The sequence below is a fragment of the Pseudomonas sp. USTB-Z genome (assembly GCF_019691255.1).
Classification (GTDB): domain Bacteria; phylum Pseudomonadota; class Gammaproteobacteria; order Pseudomonadales; family Pseudomonadaceae; genus Aquipseudomonas; species Aquipseudomonas alloputida.
In genome coordinates this window covers 84176-110015 of sequence record NZ_JAECZP010000018.1, presented here as the reverse complement: position 1 = coordinate 110015, position 25840 = coordinate 84176, and the positions used below count along the sequence as shown (strand labels likewise).

The 25840-nt window shown below is 58.2% G+C and carries 22 protein-coding genes; 15 read left to right on the top strand and 7 right to left on the bottom strand.

The window, feature by feature from the left end:
• Positions 1-141 precede the first annotated feature (141 nt).
• Positions 142-1029, bottom strand: a complete 888-nt coding sequence (locus I8746_RS19970; protein WP_012053780.1) for a LysR substrate-binding domain-containing protein — start codon at positions 1027-1029, stop codon at positions 142-144.
• A 99-nt stretch (positions 1030-1128) separates the two neighbouring features.
• Here I8746_RS19970 and I8746_RS19965 point away from each other — a divergent pair, with 99 nt between their 5' ends.
• From I8746_RS19965 to I8746_RS19935, 7 genes are all read left to right on the top strand, one after another.
• A complete protein-coding gene (locus I8746_RS19965; RefSeq protein ID WP_041168528.1) occupies positions 1129-2079 on the top strand; it encodes a 2-hydroxyacid dehydrogenase in 951 nt (316 codons plus the stop codon).
• Positions 2080-2173: 94 nt separating this feature from the next.
• The gene (locus I8746_RS19960; protein ID WP_012053778.1) at positions 2174-3517 is read left to right on the top strand and encodes an MFS transporter; all 1344 of its coding nucleotides are present in this window, start codon (positions 2174-2176) and stop codon (positions 3515-3517) included.
• Between the two features lie 417 nt (positions 3518-3934).
• Complete coding sequence (locus I8746_RS19955) at positions 3935-5326, top strand: amino acid permease (RefSeq protein ID WP_003249863.1); 1392 nt, start codon at positions 3935-3937, stop codon at positions 5324-5326.
• A 141-nt stretch (positions 5327-5467) separates the two neighbouring features.
• Positions 5468-5671, top strand: a complete 204-nt coding sequence (locus I8746_RS19950; RefSeq protein WP_017147970.1) for a hypothetical protein — start codon at positions 5468-5470, stop codon at positions 5669-5671.
• 16 nt (positions 5672-5687) lie between these two features.
• Complete coding sequence (locus I8746_RS19945) at positions 5688-6140, top strand: hypothetical protein (protein ID WP_003249866.1); 453 nt, start codon at positions 5688-5690, stop codon at positions 6138-6140.
• A 478-nt stretch (positions 6141-6618) separates the two neighbouring features.
• Positions 6619-7371 carry a hypothetical protein gene (locus I8746_RS19940; RefSeq protein WP_221100973.1) on the top strand — a complete coding sequence of 251 codons (753 nt, stop codon included), beginning with the start codon at positions 6619-6621 and terminating at the stop codon, positions 7369-7371.
• 488 nt (positions 7372-7859) lie between these two features.
• A complete protein-coding gene (locus tag I8746_RS19935) occupies positions 7860-10253 on the top strand; it encodes a TonB-dependent siderophore receptor (RefSeq protein WP_221100972.1) in 2394 nt (797 codons plus the stop codon).
• A 128-nt stretch (positions 10254-10381) separates the two neighbouring features.
• On the opposite strand, the gene I8746_RS19930 is transcribed toward I8746_RS19935, so the two are convergent.
• Positions 10382-11029: a TetR/AcrR family transcriptional regulator gene (locus I8746_RS19930; protein WP_129932622.1), complete on the bottom strand. Its 648-nt coding sequence runs from the start codon at positions 11027-11029 to the stop codon at positions 10382-10384.
• A gap of 123 nt (positions 11030-11152) precedes the next feature.
• On the opposite strand from I8746_RS19930, the gene I8746_RS19925 reads away from it, so the two are divergent.
• From I8746_RS19925 to I8746_RS19895, 7 genes are all read left to right on the top strand, one after another.
• Positions 11153-13189, top strand: coding sequence for an NADH:flavin oxidoreductase (locus tag I8746_RS19925; protein ID WP_004576153.1), 2037 nt, complete (start codon positions 11153-11155; stop codon positions 13187-13189).
• A 101-nt stretch (positions 13190-13290) separates the two neighbouring features.
• On the top strand, positions 13291-14598 hold the full coding sequence (locus tag I8746_RS19920) for a Xaa-Pro peptidase family protein (protein WP_014592431.1): 1308 nt from the start codon (positions 13291-13293) through the stop codon (positions 14596-14598).
• Positions 14599-14611: 13 nt separating this feature from the next.
• The gene (locus tag I8746_RS19915) at positions 14612-15421 is read left to right on the top strand and encodes an amino acid ABC transporter ATP-binding protein (protein ID WP_192907650.1); all 810 of its coding nucleotides are present in this window, start codon (positions 14612-14614) and stop codon (positions 15419-15421) included.
• Positions 15421-16062: an amino acid ABC transporter permease gene (locus tag I8746_RS19910; RefSeq protein WP_192907651.1), complete on the top strand. Its 642-nt coding sequence runs from the start codon at positions 15421-15423 to the stop codon at positions 16060-16062. Before I8746_RS19915 ends, I8746_RS19910 begins: the two co-directional genes overlap by 1 nt.
• Positions 16059-16718, top strand: coding sequence for an amino acid ABC transporter permease (locus I8746_RS19905; RefSeq protein ID WP_144180677.1), 660 nt, complete (start codon positions 16059-16061; stop codon positions 16716-16718). Before I8746_RS19910 ends, I8746_RS19905 begins: the two co-directional genes overlap by 4 nt.
• A gap of 57 nt (positions 16719-16775) precedes the next feature.
• Positions 16776-17609: an ABC transporter substrate-binding protein gene (locus I8746_RS19900; RefSeq protein WP_221100971.1), complete on the top strand. Its 834-nt coding sequence runs from the start codon at positions 16776-16778 to the stop codon at positions 17607-17609.
• A 230-nt stretch (positions 17610-17839) separates the two neighbouring features.
• On the top strand, positions 17840-18847 hold the full coding sequence (locus tag I8746_RS19895; protein WP_221100970.1) for an Ldh family oxidoreductase: 1008 nt from the start codon (positions 17840-17842) through the stop codon (positions 18845-18847).
• Between the two features lie 294 nt (positions 18848-19141).
• Here the strand turns inward: I8746_RS19895 and I8746_RS19890 are convergent, their stop codons facing one another.
• The gene (locus I8746_RS19890) at positions 19142-21010 is read right to left on the bottom strand and encodes a DUF2075 domain-containing protein (RefSeq protein ID WP_221100969.1); all 1869 of its coding nucleotides are present in this window, start codon (positions 21008-21010) and stop codon (positions 19142-19144) included.
• A 24-nt stretch (positions 21011-21034) separates the two neighbouring features.
• The gene (locus tag I8746_RS19885; RefSeq protein WP_221100968.1) at positions 21035-21418 is read right to left on the bottom strand and encodes a nucleotide pyrophosphohydrolase; all 384 of its coding nucleotides are present in this window, start codon (positions 21416-21418) and stop codon (positions 21035-21037) included.
• A gap of 591 nt (positions 21419-22009) precedes the next feature.
• Here I8746_RS19885 and I8746_RS19880 point away from each other — a divergent pair.
• Positions 22010-23059: a DNA cytosine methyltransferase gene (locus tag I8746_RS19880; protein ID WP_221100967.1), complete on the top strand. Its 1050-nt coding sequence runs from the start codon at positions 22010-22012 to the stop codon at positions 23057-23059.
• A 146-nt stretch (positions 23060-23205) separates the two neighbouring features.
• Here the strand turns inward: I8746_RS19880 and I8746_RS27655 are convergent, their stop codons facing one another.
• The 3 genes from I8746_RS27655 to I8746_RS19865 form a co-directional block, all read right to left on the bottom strand.
• Complete coding sequence (locus I8746_RS27655) at positions 23206-23364, bottom strand: hypothetical protein (protein WP_221100966.1); 159 nt, start codon at positions 23362-23364, stop codon at positions 23206-23208.
• Positions 23365-23475: 111 nt separating this feature from the next.
• Entirely contained in the window at positions 23476-24213 is a 738-nt protein-coding gene (locus I8746_RS19870; RefSeq protein ID WP_221100965.1) for an MAE_28990/MAE_18760 family HEPN-like nuclease, read from the bottom strand.
• Positions 24200-25303, bottom strand: a complete 1104-nt coding sequence (locus I8746_RS19865; protein WP_221100964.1) for a DUF262 domain-containing protein — start codon at positions 25301-25303, stop codon at positions 24200-24202. Before I8746_RS19865 ends, I8746_RS19870 begins: the two co-directional genes overlap by 14 nt.
• Positions 25304-25840 lie beyond the last annotated feature (537 nt).

Sequence of the window (25840 nt, the reverse complement as noted above, 5' to 3'; positions counted from 1 at the left end):
TCCCTGTGGGAGCGGGCTTGCCCGCGAAGCATCCAACACAGTGCATGGCACCGGCTCCGCCGGTTTTCGCGGCTAAAGCCACTCCCACAGGGATTGCACCTGGCTTCAGGCTGGTGTGGGGCCTGTGGGGGTGGCAGGCCCTCAAGCGGCTTCAAAAAAGGCCCGCGCCATTGCAACGAAAGACCCCAGCACCGGGTTGGGGTTGTCCTGGCAGAACGCCAGGAAGATTTCTGCCTGTTGCTCCATCCCCTCCAACGGCCGGAATACCACCTGCTCCAGGCGCAGTGCCTGGGCAGAGGCCGGCACCACGGCACAGCCCAGTCCCACATTGACCAGGCCCAGAATCGAATGAGTCTGACCCAACTGGTGCAGGTAGCGCGGCTGCACTTCGTGCCGCGCAAACAGGTTGGCAATACGGTCATGGAAATACCGCCCTTCGTTGGCGCTGTACATCACGAACGGCTGCTGGTCGAAGTCGCTGGGTGTCAGCCGTTCGTGGTTCGCCAGCGCGTGCCCGGCGGGCAGGGCGGCGACGAAGGGCTCGCGGTGGATTGGCAAGTACTCCACCCGCGCGCTGGGCAGTACCTGGCGCACCAGCCCGACATCGATCAGCCCTGCTTCCAGGTCATGCACCTGAGTGCTGGAGACGCGCTCGCTGAGCACCAGCTCGATGTCCGGCAGCGTCTGCCCGGCGTGCACCAGCAAACGGGGGACCATGCTGTACGCCCCAACGGCGGTGAAACCCAGGGTCAGGCGGCCTGCTTCGCCGTGGGCGATGCGCCGCGCGGAGTGGCTGGCCGATTCGGCAATCTGCAAAATGCGCCGGGCATCCTCGAGGAAGCTCGCGCCCGCCAGGGTGAGCCGCGCCTGACGGTTGTTGCGCTCGAGCAGCAGCACACCCAAGGCATGCTCGAGCAGCTGGATCTGGCGGCTAAGCGGTGGCTGGGTCATATGCAGGCGGGTGGCAGCGCGGCCGAAATGCAGCTCTTCGGCCACGGCCACGAAGCAACGCAGCTGGTGCAATTCCACGATTCAAATCCTGAATTATTCAATCCAGCATCTATATTAGACCTGTATCAAATGCAGGCCTAGCATCGACTCATGTCTTCTCAATGCCGGAAGCCCGCGATGACTCACACCCCGATTGAAGTGCTGCTGACCCAGCCCGTACCCGAGGCGATCGATGCCCAACTGGTCAGCGCCTACCACGTGCATCGGTTGTACCAGCAGCACAACCCGCAACAGCTGCTGGACGAAGCCGCACCGCGCATCCGCGGCGTGGTCACCGGCGGTGCCAAAGGCCTGTCTACCGCGCTGATGGACCAGTTGCCTGCCCTTGAGATCATCGCCATCAGTGGCATCGGTACCGATGCGGTGGATCTGCGCCATGCGGCCAGCCGCGGCATCCATGTCACCACCACCCCGGGGGTGTTGACGGCCGACGTTGCCGACCTGGCCATGGGGTTGATCATCAGCAGCCTGCGTCGCCTGGGCGAGGGGGAGCGGCTGGTGCGCGATGGCTTGTGGGGCAAGGTCGACCTGCCGCTGGCGCGCAGGGTCAGTGGCTGCGCGCTGGGCATCGTCGGCCTTGGCCAGGTGGGCAAGGCCATCGCTCGCCGTGCCGCCGCCTTCGACATGAGCATCGCCTACAACGGCCGGCGCGAGCAGCCAGAAACGGGCTATCGCTATGAGCCGGATCTGGTTGAGTTGGCGCGCTCGGTGGATGTCCTGGTCGTGGCCGCTTCTGCTGACGGCGGGCAAGTGCTGGTGACGGCCGAGGTGCTGGAGGCGCTGGGGCCTCAGGGTTACCTGGTCAATGTGGCACGTGGCAAGTTGGTCGATGAAGACGCGCTGGTGGAAGCGTTGCGCGAGCAGCGTATCGCCGGGGCAGGGCTGGATGTATTTGTCGATGAACCACAGGTGCCGCCGGCATTGCTGGACCTGAACCAGGTCAGCCTGCAACCGCACCGGGGCAGCGCGACGCTGCAGACCCGACTGGAGATGGGGCGCATGGTGCTGGACAACCTTCAGGCCTGTTTCCGAGGTGAAGTGCCACCGAATCGGGTGATCGACAGTTAGCCCCCTTTCGCGTGTACAGGTACTACAAGGCCCTTGCGGCCACCCCTTCTGCGTACAAGAACAATCGCTTCCATCGAGAAGCAAGAGGGTCCACATGAACAGCAAATCCGCCGTTGCCGCACCGCAGGCCGTGGCCGGGATCGGTCGCCATCGCTTCCTGGTGCTGGCGCTGATCTTCGTCATTACCGTCATCAACTACGCCGACCGCGCCACCTTGTCGATCACCGGCACCGAGGTGCTCAAGGACCTGGGGCTCGATCCGGTCATGCTGGGCATGATCTTTTCTGCCTTCGCCTGGGCCTACACCCTCGGCCAAGTGCCGGGGGGCTGGCTGCTCGACCGCTTCGGTGCCCGCCGCGTGTACGGTATCAGCCTGATCCTCTGGTCGCTGTTTACCTTGCTGCAAGGCACTGTGGGCTGGATGGGGCTGGCCGGCGTCTCGGCAGCGGTGGCACTTTTTTCAATGCGCTTCATGCTTGGGCTGGTGGAGTCGCCGGCCTTCCCGGCCAACTCGCGCATCGTCAGCTGTTGGTTCCCGACCCAGGAGCGTGGCACTGCATCGGCACTGTTCAATTCGGCGCAGTACATGGCGGTGGTGGTGTTCGCCCCCTTGATGGCATGGATGACCCATGCAATGAGCTGGGAGCAGGTGTTCATCTGGATGGGGCTTCTGGGCTTGCTGCTGAGCCTGTTCTGGTTCCGCTTGTACCATGAGCCCCACAGCGCACCTGGGTTGAGCCGTGAAGAGCTGGAATACATGCGCGAAGGTGGCGCCCTGGTCGACCTGGAAAAGGAACGCAAGGCTGCCAAGAGCAAGCCGACCCGGGCAGAGCTTGCGCAACTGTTCACCAGCCGCAACCTGTGGGCGGTGTACCTTGGCCAGTACTGCATCACTGCGCTGACTTACTTCTTCATCACCTGGTTCCCGATCTACCTGATCAAGGGCCGTGGCATGACCATCATGGAGGCCGGCTGGGTGGCCGCACTGCCGGCAATCTGTGGTTTCACTGGCGGTATTCTGGGTGGCTTCGTATCCGACTGGCTGATCCGCCGTGGCGTGCACCCGTCCAGGGCGCGCAAGACCCCGTTCATCATCGGCATGGGGCTGTCCACCAGCCTGGTGCTGGCCAACTATGTGGATGGCAACGCGGCGGTCATAGCCCTGATGACCCTGGCGTTCTTCGGCAAGGGCCTGGCTGCGGTGGGCTGGGCGGTGCTGTCGGACGTGGCGCCGAAGAAGATGGTCGGCCTGTGCGGTGGCGTGTTCAATGGCATCGGCAACATTGCCGGCATCGTCACCCCGTTGGTGATTGGTTACGTGGTTGCCAGCACCGGCTCGTTTCACAACGCACTCTGGTTCGTGGCCGCCCATGGCGTGCTGGGGATCCTCGCTTACCTGTTGCTGGCCAGGCGCTTCGAGCGTACCGGGCAGGCGTAGGCAGACGCCTTGGCAACAGAGGCCCCGGGAAACCGGGGCTTTTTTGTTGGCGGCTTGCAGAAGCGGGTTCATCGAGCGTCGGCGTGCGGCGAAGATATCGGCACCGGCAACACATCCAAATGAAAAACAAAAGCACCAAATGGCCCGGTGGCGCGATCGGGCATGCCATTCGCGACATCTGGCGCTATTGGAAATGCCCTGTCGTGATCGAACAGTTCCGGGGCGTTCTCGTGTAATTAGCCACAGCCCTGCGGGGCTTAAATGAACCCCGAACCGCACTGACACCTTGCTCTGTGACGCGTGCCAAATATCAACAACAGCGCGCGAGCAACGTGTCGACTTATTGATTTCAAAGGAGATATTTTTCGCCTACGCCTGCCCGTCCTTCCTTGTGTCAGCAAAAAGAGAACAACATCAATGAACACCGTGGGATCTGATGGCAACCTTGCACAAGGTTTCAAGCCACGTCACGTAACGATGCTGTCCATCGCCGGCATCATCGGCGCCGGACTTTTCGTCGGCTCTGGCCATGCCATCGCGGCAGCCGGGCCAGCAACCATAATTTCCTATTTCGTGGCCGGGACCTTGGTGGTACTGGTCATGCGCATGCTCGGCGAAATGGCCGTGGCGCACCCCGACACCGGATCGTTTTCCACCTATGCCGACCAGGCCATTGGCCGCTGGGCCGGCTATACCATCGGCTGGTTGTACTGGTGGTTCTGGGTACTGGTGATTCCTATCGAAGCATTGGCCGCCGGGCATGTGCTGAACGCCTGGTTCCCGCAGGTGGACAGCTGGATCTTCGCCCTGGCTTCGGTGTTGCTGCTGGCCGGTACCAACCTGTTCAGCGTGGCCAAGTACGGCGAGTTCGAGTTCTGGTTTGCCATCCTCAAGGTCACCGCCATCCTGGGCTTCATCGGCCTGGGCTTCGCCGCGCTGATGGGCTGGCTGCCCAACCGCGAGGTCAGTGGGCTGAGCGGGCTGATGGCCGAGTACGGCGGCTTTGCGCCGAAGGGCTGGTCGGCGGTGGTCGGCGCGTTCATCACTGTGATGTTCAGCTTCATCGGCACCGAGGCAGTGACCATTGCCGCGTCCGAGTCCAGCGACCCGTCGCGCAACATCGCCAAGGCCACCCGCTCGGTGATCTGGCGTATCAGCACCTTCTACATCCTGTCGATCTTCGTGATCATTTCGGTGGTGCCGTGGAACGACCCGCAGCTGGCGGTGGTGGGTTCGTACCAGCGTGCGCTGGAAATCATGAACATCCCCAACGCCGCGTTCATGGTCGACCTGGTGGTGCTGGTAGCCGTTACCAGCTGCATGAATTCGTCCATCTACATCGCTTCGCGGATGATGTTTTCGCTGGCCAAGCGCGGTGACGCCCCGGCCTTCCTCAACAAGACCTCCAAGGTCGGTGTACCGCGTGCTGCGGTGTTCGGCAGCACCCTGATCGGTGCGGCCATCGCGGTCCTCAACTACTTCGCGCCGAAGGGCGTGTTCGAGTTCCTGCTGGCCAGCTCCGGCGCCATCGCCCTGTTGGTGTACATGGTTATCGCTATCTCGCAGCTGCGCATGCGCCGCCGACTGGAGCGCGAGAACACCGAACTGAAGTTCCGCATGTGGCTGTTCCCGTACCTGACCTGGGCGGTGATCATTTTCATTGCCGGGGCGCTGGCGGTGATGATGTACACGCCTGAGCATCGGGCGGAAGTGAGCTCGACATTGGGCCTGGCGATCGTGATTTCCTTCCTGGGGATCGTGACGTCGAGGGGCCATGCGCAACCGGTGGCAGCGCGATCGATGGGGTGATTCAGTTCACCTGGCTGTAAGGCAAAGGGCACCCGAGGATGGGTGCCCTTTGTTTTTCTGGGCCAGACGAAGGTTCAGCAGCAAGACATGGGGCGGTTCTTCTGGTGTGCTCCAGCAGACTTTTCAAGTAAGGAAACTGGCATGACCACGTGTAAACTCATCCTGCCCGTGCTGGCCGCCGTGGAGAGTTGTGATGCCGTACTTACCCACCGTTCGGCTGTCGACAGAGGCGCGCGCCCGACCAATATTGCGCCTGGTGACTTTATGCAGTATGTGGTGCGCTTCACCGTTTCGTCACTCTCGTGCAGGGATGCTTTGCACGGATACAAGAGCGCTTTGCGCTAAGAGAAAGGAGCTTTTTATGCACGACGAAGGCAGTTCAACTATAGCGAATGGCGCAGCCGTCGAGTTGCCGCCTGGTGTGTTTCCACCGATGGCGGGCTACACCATCGGAGATCTTCTGGCGGTAGCCAATGCCCCTTTCGAGGCATTGCTGAATAATCACGATACCGACCCTGGGCTGATTCGTGAAACGGTTACTGCGCTGGCCCAGCACTTGTACGCGGCATTCGAAAGAGAGGACGCCCAGTACCAGATTGCCACGTGGTATCAAAAGCCGTACGACCAGCCTGGGAAGCGCCAGCGCAGTATTGAGACCATCGCAGAGCAGTTCGGCGTCATCACGCTGAAGGCAACGGCTGAATCATTGAAGGGGTCACCGTTGCTCGGCCTGGGCAAGGCGTTCTATATGAGCCTTGTCGATGCCGCCGGGCAGGCCATAAAGACGCATATTCTGAAGTTGAATCAGGGCTGATGATCTGCCGATGTTCACCCTCGTAGTGTCCGTCACTACCACGCCCGCCCCTGACCTCACCGTTGCGCTCGCTGCCCTGGTCGAAACCGATACGCTGCGACCACACCTGCCAGCGCACCATGCGTGATGAGGCGATGACGAGCGGTGTTATGCACCTGCATGCGTAGCTTGGGGGCGGCGGCGATGACCTGGCGTAAACGGGCAGGGATACCCAGGGCGTCCTTGACCGTTTTCAGAAACTTGCAGCCAGTGTCCTGAAGCTCATGGCGTGACGCCCTTCAGCGCATACAGGTTTGCGTGGCGTTACTGCGTGGCACTCGGCTGGGCAACTTTGCCTTGCCTCAGGCCGAGGCCCAGCAAGCAGCTGGGAGCGAGGTAAAGATCATGCGTTGAACCCCGTCGACAGTATCGGGTTTGGCATTGACCAGAATCTAGCGGCGCATGTTTTAGGGACGCGTCGAACCAGGGAGATGGCGAAATGGACAATAACTGGGGTACGGGTAGAGCGGGCGGCGGCCTGGATGGTGGATATACCGGGTCGCTCGATCATGCAATCTCCAACCTGCATGTCGGGCGCAGTCAGGGGCGCCAGCAAGGTCGTAAAGAGGGCTTCGACGAGGGGCGCTCTCAAGGCTATGCGCAAGGCTGGGACGCAGGGGTGGTATGTGCCAACCAGAAACTGGAGCCGCTCAGGGGGTACGTGAGGCAGTACTTCGAGGAGGCGGTGCAGCTTCGGGCTGTTGTGCAGCGCCAGAAAACCATCATCGACCTGATGTACCAGCAATTGTCCCAGGTCGCCGGCGCGGCCAAGCGCGCTGAGGCTAAACCGACGGCTAGCGAGTCCGAAGCATTTGCAGCCTTGCAGAGCAGTAATGAGTTGCTCAAGGCAAGGCTCGAGGTGATGGACATGCATTATGCAGCTGCGCTCGAGCAGTCCAGGCTGAGGCAGCTGCAATACAAGCGCAGCCTGGTGTTCATGCGGGCGGTGCAAGGGCTACTGGAAGAACTGGTTCACGGCGATAACCCCGAAGCGCGGGACATCCGGCAACGCTTTGTGAAGCGTTACCAGGACCAGGTTGCAAGGGATTTGTGTGCAGGCGAAATCCAGGTCGCCCCTGAACTGGATGAGGTGTTCGGCAAGCAGCTGCCGGAAACGCAGCGGTTCATCATGGACATGCTGCAGTCGGCTGCTCCCGAACAGGATGGTGACGAATCTGCCCCGGCGCCATGAATGACATGCGCGACACAAGGCCGCTACAGGGATTGCGCCAGATGTAATTGATCAGCCCTCAGGGGCCAGGGTGCTGGCTGTTTCGCTGGCGGGGCTGTCGGAGGCAGTTGGGGGACTCGTGGCGCCAGCAGCCAGGGCCTCGACAGGCATACAGACCAAGGCCGCGCACACCTGGGCGGGGTATTGCTGCCTCTCGTAGCGCTGGGCGTTGCGGGACGACTTGGCGAAATGGCCAAGAACGCCATGCGCCCTGAGGTCAAGCAGGTCGATCGGGGTAAGCTCGCTTCGCAGGCCGTGTGCCGTCCATTCCCTGCAACGATTGGGTCAACGCTAGGCCATCCACCACGCGGTTTCGTATCGGGGTAGGCGGGTGGTTCGCGCAAGATGCCTAGTGTAAAAATAAATGAGGTGTTTTCTCATTCTCGTTCGGCATGTAGAGAAGGCCGGATTACAGGCCAGCCCGCCGACCCCCGACACGGAGCGAGAGAATGAGTTTTACCCCGGTTCCACAGCGCCACCCCTTGAGTCGTGCCCTGCATGCTGCACTGTTGGGCCTGGCAGTCAGCACCTACGCACTGCCGTCGCTTGCACAGCCTTTGAGCGCTGATCACAACAGCCCGCTCAAGCAATGGAGCATTCCCGCGGGCCCGCTGGCGCCGGCACTGGACCGCTTTGCGCGCGAGGCGGGTATCAGCCTTTCGTTCGATGCGCAGAACGTGGCCGACCGCAATACCAACGGGGTGCAGGGCGCGCTGGATACACAGTCGGCGCTGTCGTCGCTGCTGCGCGGAACCGAGTTGCAGTTTGAGCCGCAGGGCCCCAATGCGTACCTGGTAATACCGCAGCCTAAGCCTGCCGGCCCGCTGGAACTGGGCGCGACCGAGGACTACCGCCTGGCACCTGTCATCATCAATGCCAAGGTCAAGGCCAGCGCCGACGATGACGCCAACTCGGTGGTTGCCAAGGAGCTGTGGGTTGGCGGCAAGGTAGCGACCAGCATCCTCAACACGCCCGCGTCCGTGTCGGTGGTGACCAACAAGGAAATGCAGCAGCGCAGCGTCAGCACCACCGAAGAGGCGCTGCAGTACACGCCCGGCGTGGTCAGCGACTACTACGGTTCGGACGACCGCAACGACTACTTCCTGATCCGCGGCTTCCAGGCCACCACCTACCGAGACGGCCTGACCCTCAGCTCGATGCGCGGTGTGCGCGAAGACCCTTACGCCTACGAGCGTATCGAAATTCTGCGGGGTGCCAACTCCACCCTGTTCGGCCCGGCAGACCCGGGTGGCTCGGTCAACTTCGTGACCAAGCAACCGCGCTTCGAGAAGTTTGGCCAAGGCTACGTGACCTACGGCTCCTATGACCATGCCGAAACCGGGATCGATGTAGGCGATGCACTGAACGACGAACAAACCCTGGCCGGCCGCTTCACGGCCAAGATGCAGAACAGCGACCGCGAGTACGACCATTCGCAGGACGATAACCGCTTCGTGATGGGCGGCCTGACCTGGGCGCCGACCGACTTCACCTCGGCCACGGTGGTGCTGGATTACCTGAAGACCAACAGCTCGCCGAACAGCGGTGGCTACCCGCTGGACAAGGAGTACGACCGCAGTGACTTCTACGGCGAGCCCGGCTACAACTTCCACGATGTCGAGCGCACCAGCCTGAGCGGCAACATTACCCACGACTTCGACAACGGCTTCACCCTGCGCAGCAACCTGCGCTACAGCGAGCTGACCGATGACTTCGGCTATGTCTACCTGAGCGACAACGCTTCGCGTGTTGGCACCACCATTCCACGCTACGTCTTCGGCACCGACAGCGATGCCGACCAGCTCAATGGCAACTTGATGCTGCAGTACGATGCCCAGTTCGAGCACATCGACAGCAGCACGCTGGTGGGCGTCGAGTACCTCGACTCGACGACCAAACAGAGCTCGGTCTACGGCCTGGCGCCCTCCATCGACATCGCCAACCCGGTATTCACTGGCGTGCCCGGCGGCATCACGCCCTATACCCGCAAAAAGAATGACGCCACCACCAAGGCGGTTTTCCTGCAGCAGAACCTGTCGTTCTTTGACCGCGTCATCGCGACCGCAGGCGTGCGTAACGACTCGATGGACCTGTCGAGCAAGGAATACATCGGTGGCGAGCAGACGGAAAAGGACAACTTCTCCGAAACCTCCTACCGCGCGGCACTGACCTATATCGTCAACGATGAAGTGTCGACCTACGTGAGCATGGTGGAGTCCGTCTCGCCCCCGCAAGTGGGCGTTACCCCGCAGACCGGCAAGCAATACGAAGTGGGCATCAAGTACTCGCCCATGGGCATGGACGCACTCTTCTCCGCCGCTGTTTATGACCTGACCCAAGAGAACGTCACCATTGCCGTGGTGTTGCCAAGCGGCATCATCGAGCAGCAGACGGTGGGCGAGTCACGCGTGCGTGGCCTTGACCTGGAAGCCAAGGCACAAGTCACGCAAGACATCAGCGTGATTGGTGCTTACTCCTACATGGAGTCCGAGGTGCTGCGCGGGTCGCTGTATGACGGCTCTTCCTTGAAGGGCAATGAGTTCACGACTGCGCCCAAACACACCGCATCGCTGTGGAGCTACTACGACATACCTGGCACTGACGTGAGCGTCGGCCTGGGCGCGCGGTATGTGGGGGCGTACTACATGGATGCTGCCAATACCAAGAAGAGCGATGGGACCACGTTGTTTGATGCGGCGCTGAACTACAAGATCGCCAAAGGAACCGACCTGGCGCTGAATGTGAGCAACCTGTTTGACGAGCAGCATGTGGTGGGGTCGGGGACGGCGAATTACTACAACCCGGGGCGTGAGGTGACGGCGAAGGTGAGTTATAGCTGGTAAGGCGGCCAGGGGATGGCACGGGTTGCGCCCCTGTTCGCGGGTGAACCCGTGCCCACAGGTGCGCAAGACCCTGAAGCTTGCAATGAACCCCCGTATCTTCAAAGAGACTGACTTTTGAGCCGGTGTTTTTAGACCTTCAAATCGGCGCCGCTAAAACCGTTGCGCTGATAAAAGCGCTCCAGCTCACGGGCTTCCGGCTCCCTGCCGGTGAATATCTTCAGGTACTCGGGAATGTAGCGCATGCGCTGGGCCAGGGGCTCCCGGGTTTTCATGCTGATGTAACCGATTTGCGTCAGGTAGATGGAACGGGCGCGGGTAATCGCAGCATCGTGTTCAAAGCCGAAACGGTCGAACATCTGCCGCAATGCCTCGACGCGTTGCGCGTCTGCCTGGCCGATTTCCTGCGCCACTTCCGGCGACTGCAGCGCCCAACTGCGCATGGCGAACTCGAATTGCGAGTCGAACAATTCGCTGTTCAGCCAGCAGTCGAAGACGTTGAGAATCGCCTCGGTGATGGACTCGGCATAGGCCTGGGATTTGGTCACCAGGTTGAAGGTGTTCTTGTTTTTCCATTGCTCGATCAAGGCCACGAGCAAGGCATCGCGGTCTTCGAAAAACCAGTAGAAGCTGGTGCGCGACAAATTCAGTTTTTTGGCCAGCGGCATCACGCGCACGGCATCCACACCTGACTCGGTCAGGCTTTCATAGGCCGCATTGAGCCAGCCTTCCAGTGAACCTCGGCCTGCTGCTTCCGCCTTTGAGGTGGTTCCTTTCATGGGCATTTCTTCCCTTTTCAATGTGCGCTTTGTGGCAACTGTACACCATCGTCAAGAGTATTGACACCTGTGTACATACGGGCATATTGTCGGCGTGCCTGATGACCTGTTTGCGAGACCGATATGAAAAACGATCCGCTACTTCAGCCTTATCGCCTCAAGCATTTGACCCTGCGCAACCGCATCATCACCACGTCCCACGAACCGGCCTACCCGGAAGACGGGATGCCGAAAAAACTCTACCGTGCCTACCACGTTGAACGTGCCAAAGCCGGCGTAGCCATGACCATGACCGCAGGCTCCGCCGCGATCTCCCGTGACAGCCCACCCGTGTTCAACAACATTCTGGCCTACAAGGACGAAGTGGTCGGCTGGATGAAAGACCTGACCGACGAGTGCCACGAACATGGTGCAGCGGTGATGATCCAGCTCACTCACCTGGGCCGGCGTACCCGCTGGGACAAAGGCGACTGGCTACCGGTGGTGTCGCCCTCCCACAATCAGGAACCTGCCCACCGCGCTTTCCCCAAGCAGCTTGAACAGTGGGACATCGACCGCATCATTCGCGATTATGCCGATGCCGCCGAACGCATGAAGGCCGCCGGCCTGGATGGCATCGAGCTGCAAGCCTACGGCCACTTGATGGACCAGTTCTGGTCGCCACTGACCAACGAACTGGAAGGGCCGTACGGCGGCTCGCTGCAAAACCGCCTGCGCTTCACCTTCGATGTGCTCACGGCCATTCGCAAGCGCGTGGGCCCGGAGTTTATTGTCGGCATTCGCTACACCGGGGACGAAGTGCTCGCCGGTGGCCTGCAAAAAGAGGAGGGCTTGCAGATCTCTCAACTGTTGAAAGACAGTGGCATGATCGACTTCCTCAATGTGATTCGCGGCAACATCGCCACCGACGCCGGGCTGACCGACATCATCCCGATCCAGGGCATGCGCAATGCCCCGCACCTGGACTTTGCCGGCGAAATCAAGACGCTGACCGGCTTCCCGACCTTCCATGCAGCAAAAATTCCCGACGTGGCCACGGCGCGTCATGCCATTGCCTCGGGGTTGGTGGACATGGTCGGCATGACCCGCGCGCACATGACCGACCCGCACATCGTGCGCAAGATCATCGAAGGCCGTGAAGACGATATCCGCCCTTGCGTAGGCGCCAACTATTGCCTGGACCGCATTTACAACGCAGGCGCGGCCTACTGCATCCACAACGCCGCGACCGGGCGTGAAACCACCATGCCTCATGAAATACCCAAGGCTGTGCAAAAGCGCAAAGTGGTGATTATCGGCGCCGGCCCTGGCGGCCTGGAGGCGGCACGTGTGGCAGGCGAGCGCGGCCACGAGGTGGTGGTGTACGAGCTGGCGGACAAACCCGGCGGGCAGATTCGCCTGACCGCACAGTCCGAGCGGCGCAAGGAAATGATCAGCATCATCGACTGGCGCATGGCGCAATGCGAGCGCCTTGGCGTGAGGTTCCACTTCAACACCTGGGCAGACACCGCGATTGTGCTCGATGAAAATGCCGACGTAGTGATCGTGGCGACCGGGGGCATGCCGCACACCGAAGTGCTGGAGCACGGCAATCAGTTTCTGGTTTCAAGCTGGGACATCATTTCCGGCGACGTGAAGCCTGGGCGCAATGTGCTGGTGTACGACGATGCGGGCGACCACGCCGGCCTGCAAGCCGCCGAATTCATAGCCCGCAGTGGCGCCAAGACAGAAATCATGACCCCCGACCGCTCGTTCGCGCCAGAAGTCATGGGCATGAACCTGGTGCCCTACATGCGCGCGTTACAGCACCTGGACACCACCTTTACCGTCACCTACCGGCTCAAGGCCGTGGAGAAACAAGGCGACCAATTGCTGGCCACGATCGGCACCGATTACAGCGACCTGACCAAAACGCGCCTGGTGGATCAGGTGGTGGTCAACCACGGCACCCGGCCGCTGGACGAGCTGTATTTCGACCTCAAACCCCTGGCCAGCAACGAAGGTGCCTTGGAGTACATGGACCTGATTGTCGGCAAGCCGCAAACCGTTGTCAGCAACCCCGAAGGGCGCTTCCAGCTGTTCCGCATTGGTGATGCAGTGGCGTCGCGCAATACCCATGCGGCCATCTACGATGCCCTGCGGCTGGTCAAGGACCTCTAGCCGCCCTGCGTCGCCCACAACAATAAAGACAGCCGTCACCAGATTTAGAAACCTTTTAGTTACTGCCCCGAAAGTTGGTCTGACTCAGCGGAGGTTGTTGCATGCAAACGGGTTCTGATTCCATTGAGCTGCTCACGGCGTTAACCGAACGCGACCTGCGCTTTCGCAGTGATGCCAAGGTCACTGAACATGCCATCGCGCCGGTCGACACGGCGTTACTCGATGCGTATGCCGCCATCGATCGCAAAGCCTTGCGCCATTACCGCCTGGAGCGCATTCGCGAGCAACTGCGCGCCCAGGATTACGCCGGCATTCTGTTGGCCGATCCGATCAATATTCGCTATGCCACCGACACCAATAACCTTGGTTTGTGGGTGATGCACTCGCCCAGCCGCTATGTGTTCGTCGCCACCGACGGCCCGGTGGTGCTGTTCGAGTTCACCAGCAGCCGGCACAACAGCGAGCACGTTGAAACCATCGATGAAATTCGCCCGGCGATTCCCTGGCTGTATTTCCTCGCGGGCCCCCGCGTGCAGGAAAAAGCCGAGCGCTGGGCACAGGAGGTGGCGGACCTGATGGCCCGCCACGGTGGCGGCAATCGCCGCTTGGCGGTCGACCGCTGCGACCCTTGGGGCGCGCAGCGCCTGACACACCAAGGCATTGAACTGTTCGATGCGCAGCCATTGATGGAGCAGGCACGCTTGATCAAATCGGCTGAAGAAGTGGCCAGCCACCGGGTGTCCATGGGCGTGTGCGACCTGGCAATCGCCCGGATGCGCACAAGCCTGGTGCCGGGGGTTACTGAAAACCAGCTGTGGAGCATCATGCACGGCACCAACGTCGCGCACGGCGGAGAGTGGGCCGAAAGCCGCCTGCTCAGCTCCGGGCCGCGCACCAATCCGTGGTTTCAGGACGCCACCGACAAGGTCATCAAGGCCGGTGAAATGGTCTGTTTCGACACCGACATGGTCGGGCCCGGCGGTTACCTTTCAGACATCTCGCGCAGCTTCATCTGCCCCGGCAAGGCGCCGACCATGGCCCAACGCGACTTGCTGGACATCGCCTCGCAGCAGATCAACCACAACGTCGAACTGCTGCGCCCGGGCCTGTCCTTTCGGGAGTTCGCCGAGCGCTGCTGGCCGGTGCCCCAGCGCTTCGAGCACAACCGCTACATGATGATGCTGCACGGCGTCGGGCTGGTGGACGAGTACCCCAGCGTCGCCTACGCGGTGGATTTTGCCGAGTGGGGGTACGACGGCCTGTTCGAGGAAAACATGGTGGTGTCGGTGGAAAGTTACATCGGTGAGCAAGGTGGTGGGGAAGGGGTGAAGCTCGAAGAGCAGGTGCTGATCAGCGCCAACGGGCCGATCAAACTCTCGCGCACACCCTTGGTCGACGGCGATCGATAGCTGGAGCAAAACCATGAGCAGCATGACTGTGATCGAAACCGCACCCACCTTGGCGCCGCGCCCGGTGGCCAGCGCCGAACCGTTCTTGCGCCTGGAAGGCATTCATAAACAGTTTGGCCCTTACCCCGTTTTGCACGACGTGTGTTTTGAAATGAACAAGGGCGAGGTGGTGGCCATTATCGGCCCCAGTGGGTCGGGCAAAAGTACCTTGCTGCGCTGCATCAACCAACTGGAGCCGCCGACCAAGGGGCGGGTCAGCATGGATGGCGTGCACATCGAAGCTGGCAAGGCGTTGCCCCGTACAGAGCTGCTGAAGTTGCGCCGGCGCATTGGCATGGTGTTCCAGTCGTTCAACCTGTTCCCGCACTTGACGGTGCTGCGCAACGTCAGCCTGGCGCAAATCCGCACCTTGGGCCGCAGCGCCAAAGAAGCCGACGCCCGCTCCATGCAACTGCTCGAACGCGTTGGGCTGGCTGACAAGGCCCAGCATTATCCGGCGCGCTGCTCTGGTGGCCAGCAGCAACGGATCGCCATCGCCCGCGCCCTGGCGCTGGACCCTGAGCTGATGCTGTTCGATGAGCCGACCTCGGCGCTGGACCCCGAGTTGGGCCTGGAGGTGCTGGCGGTGATGAAAGAGCTGGCCGGCGAAGGCATGTCGATGATTGTCGTGACTCACGAGATGCACTTCGCCGAAACCGTGTCCGACCGGGTGGTGGTCATGGCTGACGGGCGCATCATCGAACACGGGCCGAGCCAGCGAGTGATGCGCGAGCCCGAGCATGAACGGGTGATCCAGTTCCTTCAGGCAGTGAGGAATCGCTGATGAAAGACATCCTGATGATGCTGTTGAACGGCATACCCTGGACCATTGCCGTTACCGTGCTCGCATTCTGCGTCGGCGTAGTGCTGGGGTTTCCCATCTGTGCCCTGCGCATGTCCAGGTTCAAGGTGCTGAGCATTCTCGCTGCCATGCTGGTGCTGACCCTGCGCTCAATCCCCCCGATTGTCTGGCTGTTCTTCATCTTCTTCGGCATCGGTGGCGGCTATATCAGCCTGTCGCCGTTTACCGCAGCGGTGGTTGGCCTGGGGTTGATCACGGCGGCGCATATGTCCGAGGTGTACCGCGGTGCCTTCGCGGCCATTCCCGCCGGCCAGTTCGAAGCCGCCCATGTGCTTAACCTGTCGGCGCCGCAACGGTTTTTCGATGTGGTGTTGCCGCAGTTGGTGCGTATCGCCATTCCCACCTCAGCCACCTACGCCATTGGCCTGCTCAAGGATTCGGCCGTGGCCTCGACGATTGGCGTTGGTGAAATCAGCTTTCAGGCTTACCAGGTTTCACAGCAAACCTTTCAGGGCCTGAGCGTCTACAGCGCGGCGGCGGTGGTGTACCTGGTGCTCAGCGTGCCAGTGGCCTTGTTCTCTCGTTGGCTGTCGGCCACGTTGAAACAGAGGATTGCCCGATGAGCGAACTGCTGACGATGTGGGGGCAATGGTTGCCGGAGTTGTGGAAGGGCTTTGTGCTGTCGATGCAGGTGACGGCCGTCAGCCTGGGCCTGGGCGTTGTGCTGGGGCTGTTGCTGGCACTGGGCGTTTCGTCGCCGAGCCGCTGGTTGCGTTACCCCTCGCTGGTGGTGGTGGAACTGGGGCGTGGCGCACCGGCGTTGATCCTGCTGCAGTATTTCTACTTTGGCCTGCCCAGCGTCAACCTCACCCTGACCTCGTTCTGGGCTGCTGCGCTGGCCATGGCGTACTGCACGGCGGCCTACACCAGTGAAATCATTCGCGGTGGCATCGAGTCGGTGGCCGCAGGGCAAACCGAGGCCGCCGAAGTGATCGGCCTCAACCGGTTCGACGCGCTGCGCTTTGTGATCCTGCCTCAGGCCTTGCGGGTGGCGCTGCCATCGCTGCTGGGGTTCTCGATCATGATGTTCCAGGCCTCGTCGCTGTGTTTCACCATCGCCCTGCCAGAAATTGTCAGCCGGGCGTCCTCCATTGGCTCTTCCACGTTCGAGTACATGCCGGTGCTGATACTGGCCGGTTTGATGTATGCCGCTGTCTGTGCCCCGGCGACCCTGGGTGTGGCAGCGCTGGAAAAAAGACTGGCCCCCAGCCAGCCATAACAACAAATCCACTCGCGCCGATTTCGGCTGCTGCTCTCTTATTGCAAAGGTGACGTCATGACTCGCTCATTCAAGCGTTTTACCCGTTGGATGTTCTTGTGCTCGACCTTGGCCGGCGCCCCGTACGCCTTGGCCGAATGCACCCCCGCGAACCAGTTTGAAACCATCACCCCGGGTGTGCTGACCGTGGCGGCGTATGTCTTCCCGCCTTACTCGATACCGGGGCCGAACAACCAGTTGAGCGGCGTGGACGGCGAGATCATCAAGCGTATCGCCGAGCGCGAATGCCTGAAAGTCAAAACCATGGTGGTGGACACGGCAGCCGTCGTCCAGGCAGTGGTGGCAAAGCGCGCCGATGTCGGCATTGGCGATTGGTATCGCACGGCAGAGCGCAGCAGGGCGTTGGGCTTGTCGGCACCCTTGTACCTGGACGTGATGGGCATCATTTCGGATGAGGGTTACACGAAGATTTCCGAACTGGATGGCAAGCGTATTGGCACCGTGCAGGGCTACCTGTGGGTGGACGATTTGAAGAAAGCCTTTGGCGACAACCTGGTGCTCTACCCGAACCCCGTGGCCATGGCCCAGGACCTGGCGTCCAGGCGCATCCAGGTTGGCGCGGACAGCTTCGCGGTGGCCGTGTCTTCGCAGCAGAAGGGCGGCTACCCCGGCAAGAGCATCAAGGTGTCCGAGCCCGATCAACGGGTCAAGGCCACGCTTGAGCCCGGGCAGAGCGCCTTCCCGTACACCAAGGCCAACGCCGCCCTAGGCGAGGCGCTGGGCAAGAACATCCAGGCCTTGCATGCCTCAGGCGAAATCGCAGAAATCCTCGCCTCGTTTGGCCTGGACCGCGAGGCTGCAAAAGTGGGTGAGCCGAGGATGATTCAGTAAAGATGACTAAATGAACGACCCAAATCCTGTGGGAGATTGCCCAGCCCTCCGGGCTGCGCTGTCGCGCAGAGAACAAGGCCCGTGAGCGCGCCGCATACCCTGTGGGAGCGGGCGTGCCCGCGAAGAATCCAACGCGGTGGTTGGCACCGGCTGTGCCGGTGTTCGCAGGCAAGCCCGCCCCTGCAGGTTTTCAGCCTGCGGCACACCTACTATCCGGGAACACTGAAACCATGGACGACGAAAACCCCGAAAAGCGCCTGTCCCTGACCGATGCCACCACCTTCGCCCGACAGCTCTGCCTGGCCCACGGCGCCAGCCACGCTGTGGCCTCGGCGCTTGCCGACGCCACGGTATCAGCCCAGGCCCATGGCCAACACGAACTCGGTTTCGGCCATTTGCCTGACTACCTCAGCGGTTTTGCCAGCGGCCGAATTGCCAAGGCGGCCGAGCCCATCGTGACTCAGGTCGCGCCGGCCATGATTCGCTGCGACGCGGCCCGAGGCATCGCGCAACTGGGGTTCGATCGCGCCTTCCCAGCGCTGTGCAGCAATGCGCATCAACTGGGTATCGCCCTGTTTGCGCAGTTCAACGCCTTCACCTGCGGCGAGTTGGGCTATTACACCCGTCGCTTGGCGCGCGAGGGGTTGGTTGCGTTGGCGTTCACCAATGGCTCACCGCTGCTCACCGTGGCCGGCCAGAGCCGGCCGCTGTACTCCACCAACCCCATCGCATTTGCCGCCGCCAGTGACACGGGGCGGTTACTGGCGATTGACCAAGCTAGCAGCGCCACGGCCTACGTAAACCTGGTGCGGGCCGCCGAAGCGGGGGAGGCGATACCGGCAGGCTGGGCGGTTGATGCACAAGGCAATGAAACGCGCAGCGCGCGAGAGGCATTGCATGGGACGTTGCTGGCGTTTGGGGGCGGTCGTGGGGCCAATATTGCGTTGATGGTTGAGGTGCTTGCGGCGGGGGTGACGGGGGCCAATTGGTCGCTGGATGCAGGCTATTTCCGTGCTGGTAGTGAATCGCCTGGGGCTGGGATGCTGGTGATTGGTATTGCTCCCAGGTTGCTGGATGAGTGCTTTGCTTTAAGGTTGGGCGAGCAGATGGCTCGGCTTGAAGCTTTGGGGGTTTACTTGCCGGGGAAGGGGAAAGAGCAAGCTTATGATTGTGCGGTTCGTGAGGGGATTAACTTGCCGTTATCGGCGTACGATGCGTTTAGGGGGCGGGTGGGGTAGTTATATCCTTTGCCATCGCCGGCCGCGGTAGCCTACCGGATCGGGGGGGGCTGTAGCTGAGCCGGGGTAATCTGAAACAAGTCGGTATCTATTTGTTTTGGCTGGTGAACAAATGTTTGGTCAACTTGCTTGGCATGCCAGTTGGAACGCTGCGTGGCCTGGATTCCGATGGACGGTGCTTTTTGAGGACCGCCCCCAAAAACGAATCGGCGCTGAATCTATCAAGCAAATGGTCATCCTGTAGATCGTTGCCCCTGCGCTTGCCGGTACAGGGGCTCCTAGCAAACGATGCCGTCAATGATTGCCGTGCTGGCTAAGCCGACTCTCGAAGTACTGCGCAGTTTCTTTGTCGGTGCAGTACAGGTAGCAACCCTTCATCCCGCGTGTCATCAGGGTTCGGTACGTATTTTTGATGATCAGGTCTGTTTCACTTTTCGCGAGGGTAGGTTGCTCTTTCATCATTTTTTTCCAGCCGCGAATCGATTTATCGTGCTTGTCGCGCTCATCTGGGGATGTCACGACCTTACCGTCACGTACGACTAGGTCTGGCCCGATGATCACCCCGACGTAGTCGACTTCCAAACCTTGGCAGGTATGAATGCAGCCAACCTGCTCGATGGAGTTCTCAGCGATGATCCATAGGCTGCCATCTTGATCCAGGTTCCATTGGCGTTTGTAGTCACCGATGACGATATCAGCAGCGGTGGGGTCTTTCTTGCTCAACCAAGGCCAGCAATAGCCCGCGACCACACGAGCTTTGTTTCCGTGGTTTTTCTCGTTGATTGCGTCATGCATCGCCTGAGGTGAGTCGAACACCTTAAACTCGTACTCTTGGGTCTCAAGCGTCGGATTTGCCGTCGAGCGAATGCCTAGCGTGTCATCCAGCCATGCCAGGTAACCGTCAGAACCACTGCAGCGAAACTGCGAAGACAGCACGTGTTCTTCAACCACAGCACCCTTGGCTTTTGCAAAGGCGCGTATCGCCTGCTTGCTGCCGATATCGCTCAAGGTTACACGCTGGTCTTCATCAATAAAGAAAATGGAGCATTTCGCTGAGTCAATCAGCTCCTTGATCTGGTTTTCCCCAAGGTTTCCATAAAGCCCGCTTTTCTCATTCAGCCGGTGAGCTTCGTCCACGATAAGCGCATCGAATGTGTTGGGCTCAGTATCGATGAATGCCCCAGAGCCTGAGAAGAAATTCGAGAAATGGCTGCGCTTGATGGTGCCAACCAGTTTGCTTTCGTAGACCTTGCGAGGGGCAGCATTCTTGGAGACGTATTTGCTCATCAGCTTCAATTCGGTGAGCTTCACCAGCAGATTGATAGCCAGGACAGTCTTCCCGGTGCCCGGCCCACCTTCGATGATCATCACCTTTGGTGCTTGGTCCGAGGCCTCGCTTGCCGCCGCCAGCGCCGACTCAAAAATTGCTTTCTGATCGTCAATCAATACGAACTCGGGTTTGCCTTTCATCAACCCCCCGAGGGCTTCGGCTAGCGCCTTGGATGGGCGAATTTTCCCTTCGGACAGCTCGTAAAGAACCTCTTTGTTGTCGCCATGACTTATATGCTTCTTCAGAAAGGTTCTGAGTTTACTGAGCTCTTCCGGGCCTTTTAGAAACAGCGGAGCCTTGCTGATGTGGGGCTCATAGTGGGCTGAATCTATGACCCCGTCACTGACGTAGTTATGGAGGTAGGCACACGGACGGATTTCAATGCTTTTGTCATACACTGCCTCGTTGAAGCCTTCCAGCAGCGCTGCATAAGACCATACCTGATAGGACGGGTGAATGGTCTCAATGAGGCCGCCACCCAATGTCGTTTTGACGATTGCGTCTTTGGTTGTGGCGTTGGCCTTACTCCATTGCTTCAGCTCAATCAGTACGGCCTTTTTTGCCTGGTTTTCGTCGCGACCGGTGAGTAGAAAGTCGATTCGCTTCGACGACTGCGGAATGTGCAATTCGATGGCCAGGCCTGCATCGCTCGGGAGGCCCTCATCTCTAAGGACCTTGGCCATGTACGTCAGAGACCCTTGCCACGACCTGATTTCCGAGGAGCCAACGTTCTTGCCGGTAGCTTCCTTGTAATGCCTGAGGATCACCTCCTCAATGTCATCGTTATCGTTGTCTTTAAGAAATTGCTGTTTGGTCGCAGCGTAAACGATCACGGGTTGTCCTTAGATGCGTGTTGGTCAGAGTCGGTCGTACTTTTTGCTGTTGCTTCTGGCTTTATCTACGGGGTACTTCCGGCTATTCGAGGCGAGTTTCTGAGTCACCGCCTCGTTGAGGTCAATGCCGAGTACGCTGCTCAGGCGAACCAGGTACATCAGTACGTCCGCCAGTTCATCCTTGACGGCTTGGCCGATTTCGGGATCTGTTGCGGCGGAAATTGAGTCGGCATCGCTCATCCATTGGAAAATCTCGCACAGCTCGCCTACCTCGCCAGTGAGTGCCAGGATGAGATTTTTGGGGGAGTGAAACTGCTGCCAGTCGCGATCATCAGCGAAACGCTGAAGGGATGCGGCAAGCTTCGTCATGTCAACCAGTGGCGCGGACGAGCTATCTGAGTCACTCACGGGGCTATCTCTTGGGTATCAGTGATGGGCAAAAGATCTGTAGGAAATCGGGTTTCGTATTGTAAGGCCTTTCGCTATTGACGCAGGCGTTTTGTTTTTCTCCCGCTCACTGTCTGCCAGCCGAATTGCTTGCCTGCATTCGCTATGTCATTTGAGGGAGGGAACGTGGGCCGCCTACAAGCGGATTTTCCAGTGCCTGGCGACAGCCTCCGCCGTTGCTGGCCTGGCAATTGGCGACAGGATGGTGACTGCCGTGGCGACGCACAGGATTCGTCGAAGACCGATATCGCGACTGATGGCGACACCCGGCCTGATTGACGCTGCACCAAGAGTCGAAATTCCATTTAAGGCATTGATTTATATGTACTTTGCATGAGGTTTTGTGGGCTGTATTTCATTGGGTACCCTGGGCTCAACGGAGGTTTTTAGCCCAGGAGATATGTGGGGAAGGGGCCTTGGGGGGGCGTCGAGCCCTGCCTTCTGCACATCACAGGTTTAGGAGGCCAGCCAAACCCTGTATAAATTTTCAGTGTTTGTGCTCGATCTTTCGCGCCAAACCGGTTAGAATGACCTCCGTTAGGAGGCTTTCCCATGCATACTATTGACGCCGTTGACCTTTTTTGTGGTGCTGGAGGGCTGACTGCAGGTCTGCTCAAAACCGGTATCAGCGTTCGTGCTGGCTACGACATTGATCGCAATTGCGAGTATGCCTATAAGACGAACAACGGCGCTGAATTCGTGGCCGAAAGCGTTGAGTCTGTAAAGGTTGGCGATGTTGCTGCTTGGTATCGAGACGGTCGGATCAAGCTCTTGGCGGGATGCGCTCCCTGCCAGCCCTTCTCGACCTACAATCAGGGGCGGGATACCAGCACTGATCGAAAGTGGCCGCTTCTGTATTCGTTTGAAAAGCTCATCAAAGGCATTAAGCCAGAGCTGGTCACCATGGAGAACGTCCCTGATGTTACCAAGCACAAGGTATATGTTGACTTTGTAAAGGGGCTGGAGGATGAGGGCTACCATATTTGGGCAGGGACCATCCACTGCATTGACTACGGACTTCCTCAGCAGCGTCGCCGACACGTACTGTTAGCTTCGAAATTTGGTCCCATAGCTATGATTCCGAAGACTCATGCAGGCAAGCCGGTGACAGTAGAACAGGCAATTGGACATTTTCCAAAGCTTGAAGCTGGTGGGTGTGATCCGAAGGATCCTCTGCACCGTGCGGCCACTTTAACTCCAACAAATCTTGAGCGCATCAAACGATCAACGCCAGGCGGCACGTGGAAAGATTGGCCAGAGTGGCTGCGCGCACCTTGTCATCGCAAGAGTAGCGGAAAGACTTACCCGAGTGTTTATGGTCGGATGCGCCACGATGAACCGGGGCCGACTATGACGACGTTATGCTATGGATTTGGCAACGGGCGGTTCGGTCACTATGATATGAAGCAACATCGCGCAATCTCTCTTAGAGAGGCTGCAACTTTGCAATCCTTTCCTGAAACTTATCAATTTATGCCGCCTCAGGAAATTACGTTCAAGGCAGTCGGTCGCATGATAGGAAACGCCGTCCCTGTCCGACTAGGTGAAATTATAGGGCTAAGTATTCAGCGTCACCTCGAAGAACTTGCTACCAATCAGTAGTAGGAGCAAATTCGCTTGAGTCGCAGCTCAAGTGAGGATGGTTCTATCGTTTCGCACTCCCAAACGATGATTACTCGCTAGCCCAGCGTTTCAAGCTGGGCAGACTTTCTAGCATCCCTTTCTACGTTAGCGTTAAGCTTTGGTATTCAGTGGTCTTGGCGAGTCTTTTGAGTAATTGTATATTTACAGCTCTGATGGCGGTGCCAAAAACACCCTCGCACGGATTTTGCTGATCTATATTTCGGTAGAAATATGTCCGGGCTTCCAGGAAGCGTTTTCTTGTGTAGCCTGAATTGGAAGCCCATTCGATGAGGTCAACGGCTAACCTCGATTTAAGGGCGGGTGCGCGCGCACTACAGATTTCATATCCTAGAGCGTATTTCTGAGTGTTCTGTCTCGTTTAATCATTCTCCAAATTAGGCTTGTAGTGCAGTAGGTGCTGCATATTTTTTCTTTCTTAGATATGAAGAAATTGACCATAACACGGATCTTAGATAGACTGTAGTTTGGTAGTGAACCTTGGAAAGGTACTCCGGCGAGGTATCTTGCCCGCACTGTTCAAATGATAGCCTCCCATGAGCTAGTGCATTTCTTTTATCTCTCACGTCTCGTAGTTGACGCAGCGTTTGACGGCCGTTTAAGTTTGGGTCTGCAGTTTGGAAACCGTACTTTTTAGCTGTCGTTTTTATTTCTGCGCAATCAACATTTCCGGAGAATATTTTTTCTCTATCATAACCAAGTCTAGTTATAGCAATTTCAATCGGGTGTGTTCTTCCATCCAAGGCTGAGCTATGACTGTCTTTGATGGCACGCTTGAAATGACTAAGTGCGATATTTTGTAAGTTTCCGCTTAATTGGTCAAAACCCAGGTTATCGCCGTCAACAGCTTTGTGGATCGCGTCAATTGCATTTGTCATAGTCGCTTCCACCAGATTGTAAAGAAGCAAGTAGGTGTTCGCGCGTAATGTTTTTGTGAGCTCGCGTGAGAGCTCAGCTCCTGAAATCGGAGCGATTTCACCGTCAATTTCGCCGGCAAGTGAAACAGAACGATTGTTCGCAATTATTTCTATGAAATCAATGTATCTACTTACCTCGGCGCTTCTTTGTCTAAATAGGTCGTAGAGTTCGACGACAAGAATTTCACTGTTGGTCATACTGGACCTCTCGACCCAGTAGGTTATCTCTGACAAAGTGGATTCGATTTACCACTTTTGGCCTGGAGTTGCTTGCGTCCGAGCGAGTGAGCGTCTTGAATTCATCACTTGCCAGCCATGCCATTGAAGCGGGAACTAATCCTGGAGCTATTCCTTGAGCAAGGGCTACACCGACTGAAATTGACTCAAATCGAATTCGAGGTACCGAAGAATTATTGGACGCTTTCTTGAATCCGTGAGGGAAAAATCTTAGAACGAAGTCAAGCATGTTTTCAAATATTGTGAGGAGCTCCTCCCGGTCAAAATCATGATTGTTCATATGGTCAAGGTATTCATCTAGGAATTCATCGACCCGCTTGTTGAATGCTTCATATCTATGTAGGTAGGCGTAAAATCTTAGTACCATCTCCTCATAGTCGCGATGATTGATTCTTACGTCACTGATAGGACAGAGCTGTCTGAAGCGTAGGTTGGCAGCAGTGTTTCTAACAAAGTCAGTGAACGGACCATCCTGTGAGCCGAATCGTTGCTCCATATCCTTTAATTTTGTTCCGCCAGTGTTAAGGCGATCAAAGAGCTGGCGACGCGCCTCTTCATCAACTTCCATTAACTCGATCATTCGCATTGTTTTGCGTCTAAATCTAAGCTGGCGTGAGACTGGGAAATCTTTAAAATAAAATCCGTTCAACATTGGCAACATTTTCAAATCATCAAGCTTGAACTCGTTACCTAAAAAACGTACAAGTGTTCTTATTCTTTGCGAGCCGTCAACTATTTCTAAGCGACCTTCGTTTTCGCCAGTGTGTACATCGGCGACATATAAATATGGTATTGGCAAATTAAGTAATATGGATTCAATAAATCTACCTTGCTGTTCCTCGCTCCAGACTAGCTCACGCTGATAATCTGGGATGAATAACTCAGCCTTGTCGGTTTCCTCTAGTTTATCTACATACTTTGATACGATTACTTCGATAGGGTACTCTCTTATATCAAAGTCTGTTTCTTTTTGTCTCTCAATGATTTGTTTTTCAGCTTCGATTTTTTGTTCGTCGCTAATAAGTGCGAACATTTCTCCCTGCTTCGCCATTAAAATTCCTTATCTGCTGATTTTTGGTAAAATTGTTAATTGGTGTTGCGAGGCTTTTTGGTTTGATCCATCTGTGCTGCCACCATTGGGTTAAGCTTACACCTTCCGACGGTGTATGAGTTGACAGGGTTCGATAGAACGGTTGCAGGGGCTGAGCCTTCGCGCCTCGGTAACTTGCCTCCCCCCCGGATGCTTCGCAAGGCGCTGGAAGGCATTTTGCCATTGATGGCGGTGAATGGAAGCCCTTTGCTAGCATGAAAGTCGGTATTTCCGAGTCAACGAAACCAATTTTTATCCCGCATTCGGGAGTGCCCGATAACCAGCCGGTAGCGCAGTAATTACTCAAGATTGGACGCCTAAGCCGCATGTGGCATGCCTGCAATCTAGCTTAATTGAACGGCCATTCGTGATCTGTCTCCTCTAGCAGTTGAGTCTCATTAATTCCCCACGTCATCCCGCCAAGAATGCTGAGTTTTATCAAAGACCAAGGCCCCTGCGAGCTGTGGGGAACGTCCTCTACGCGGGACTTTCGGCTCC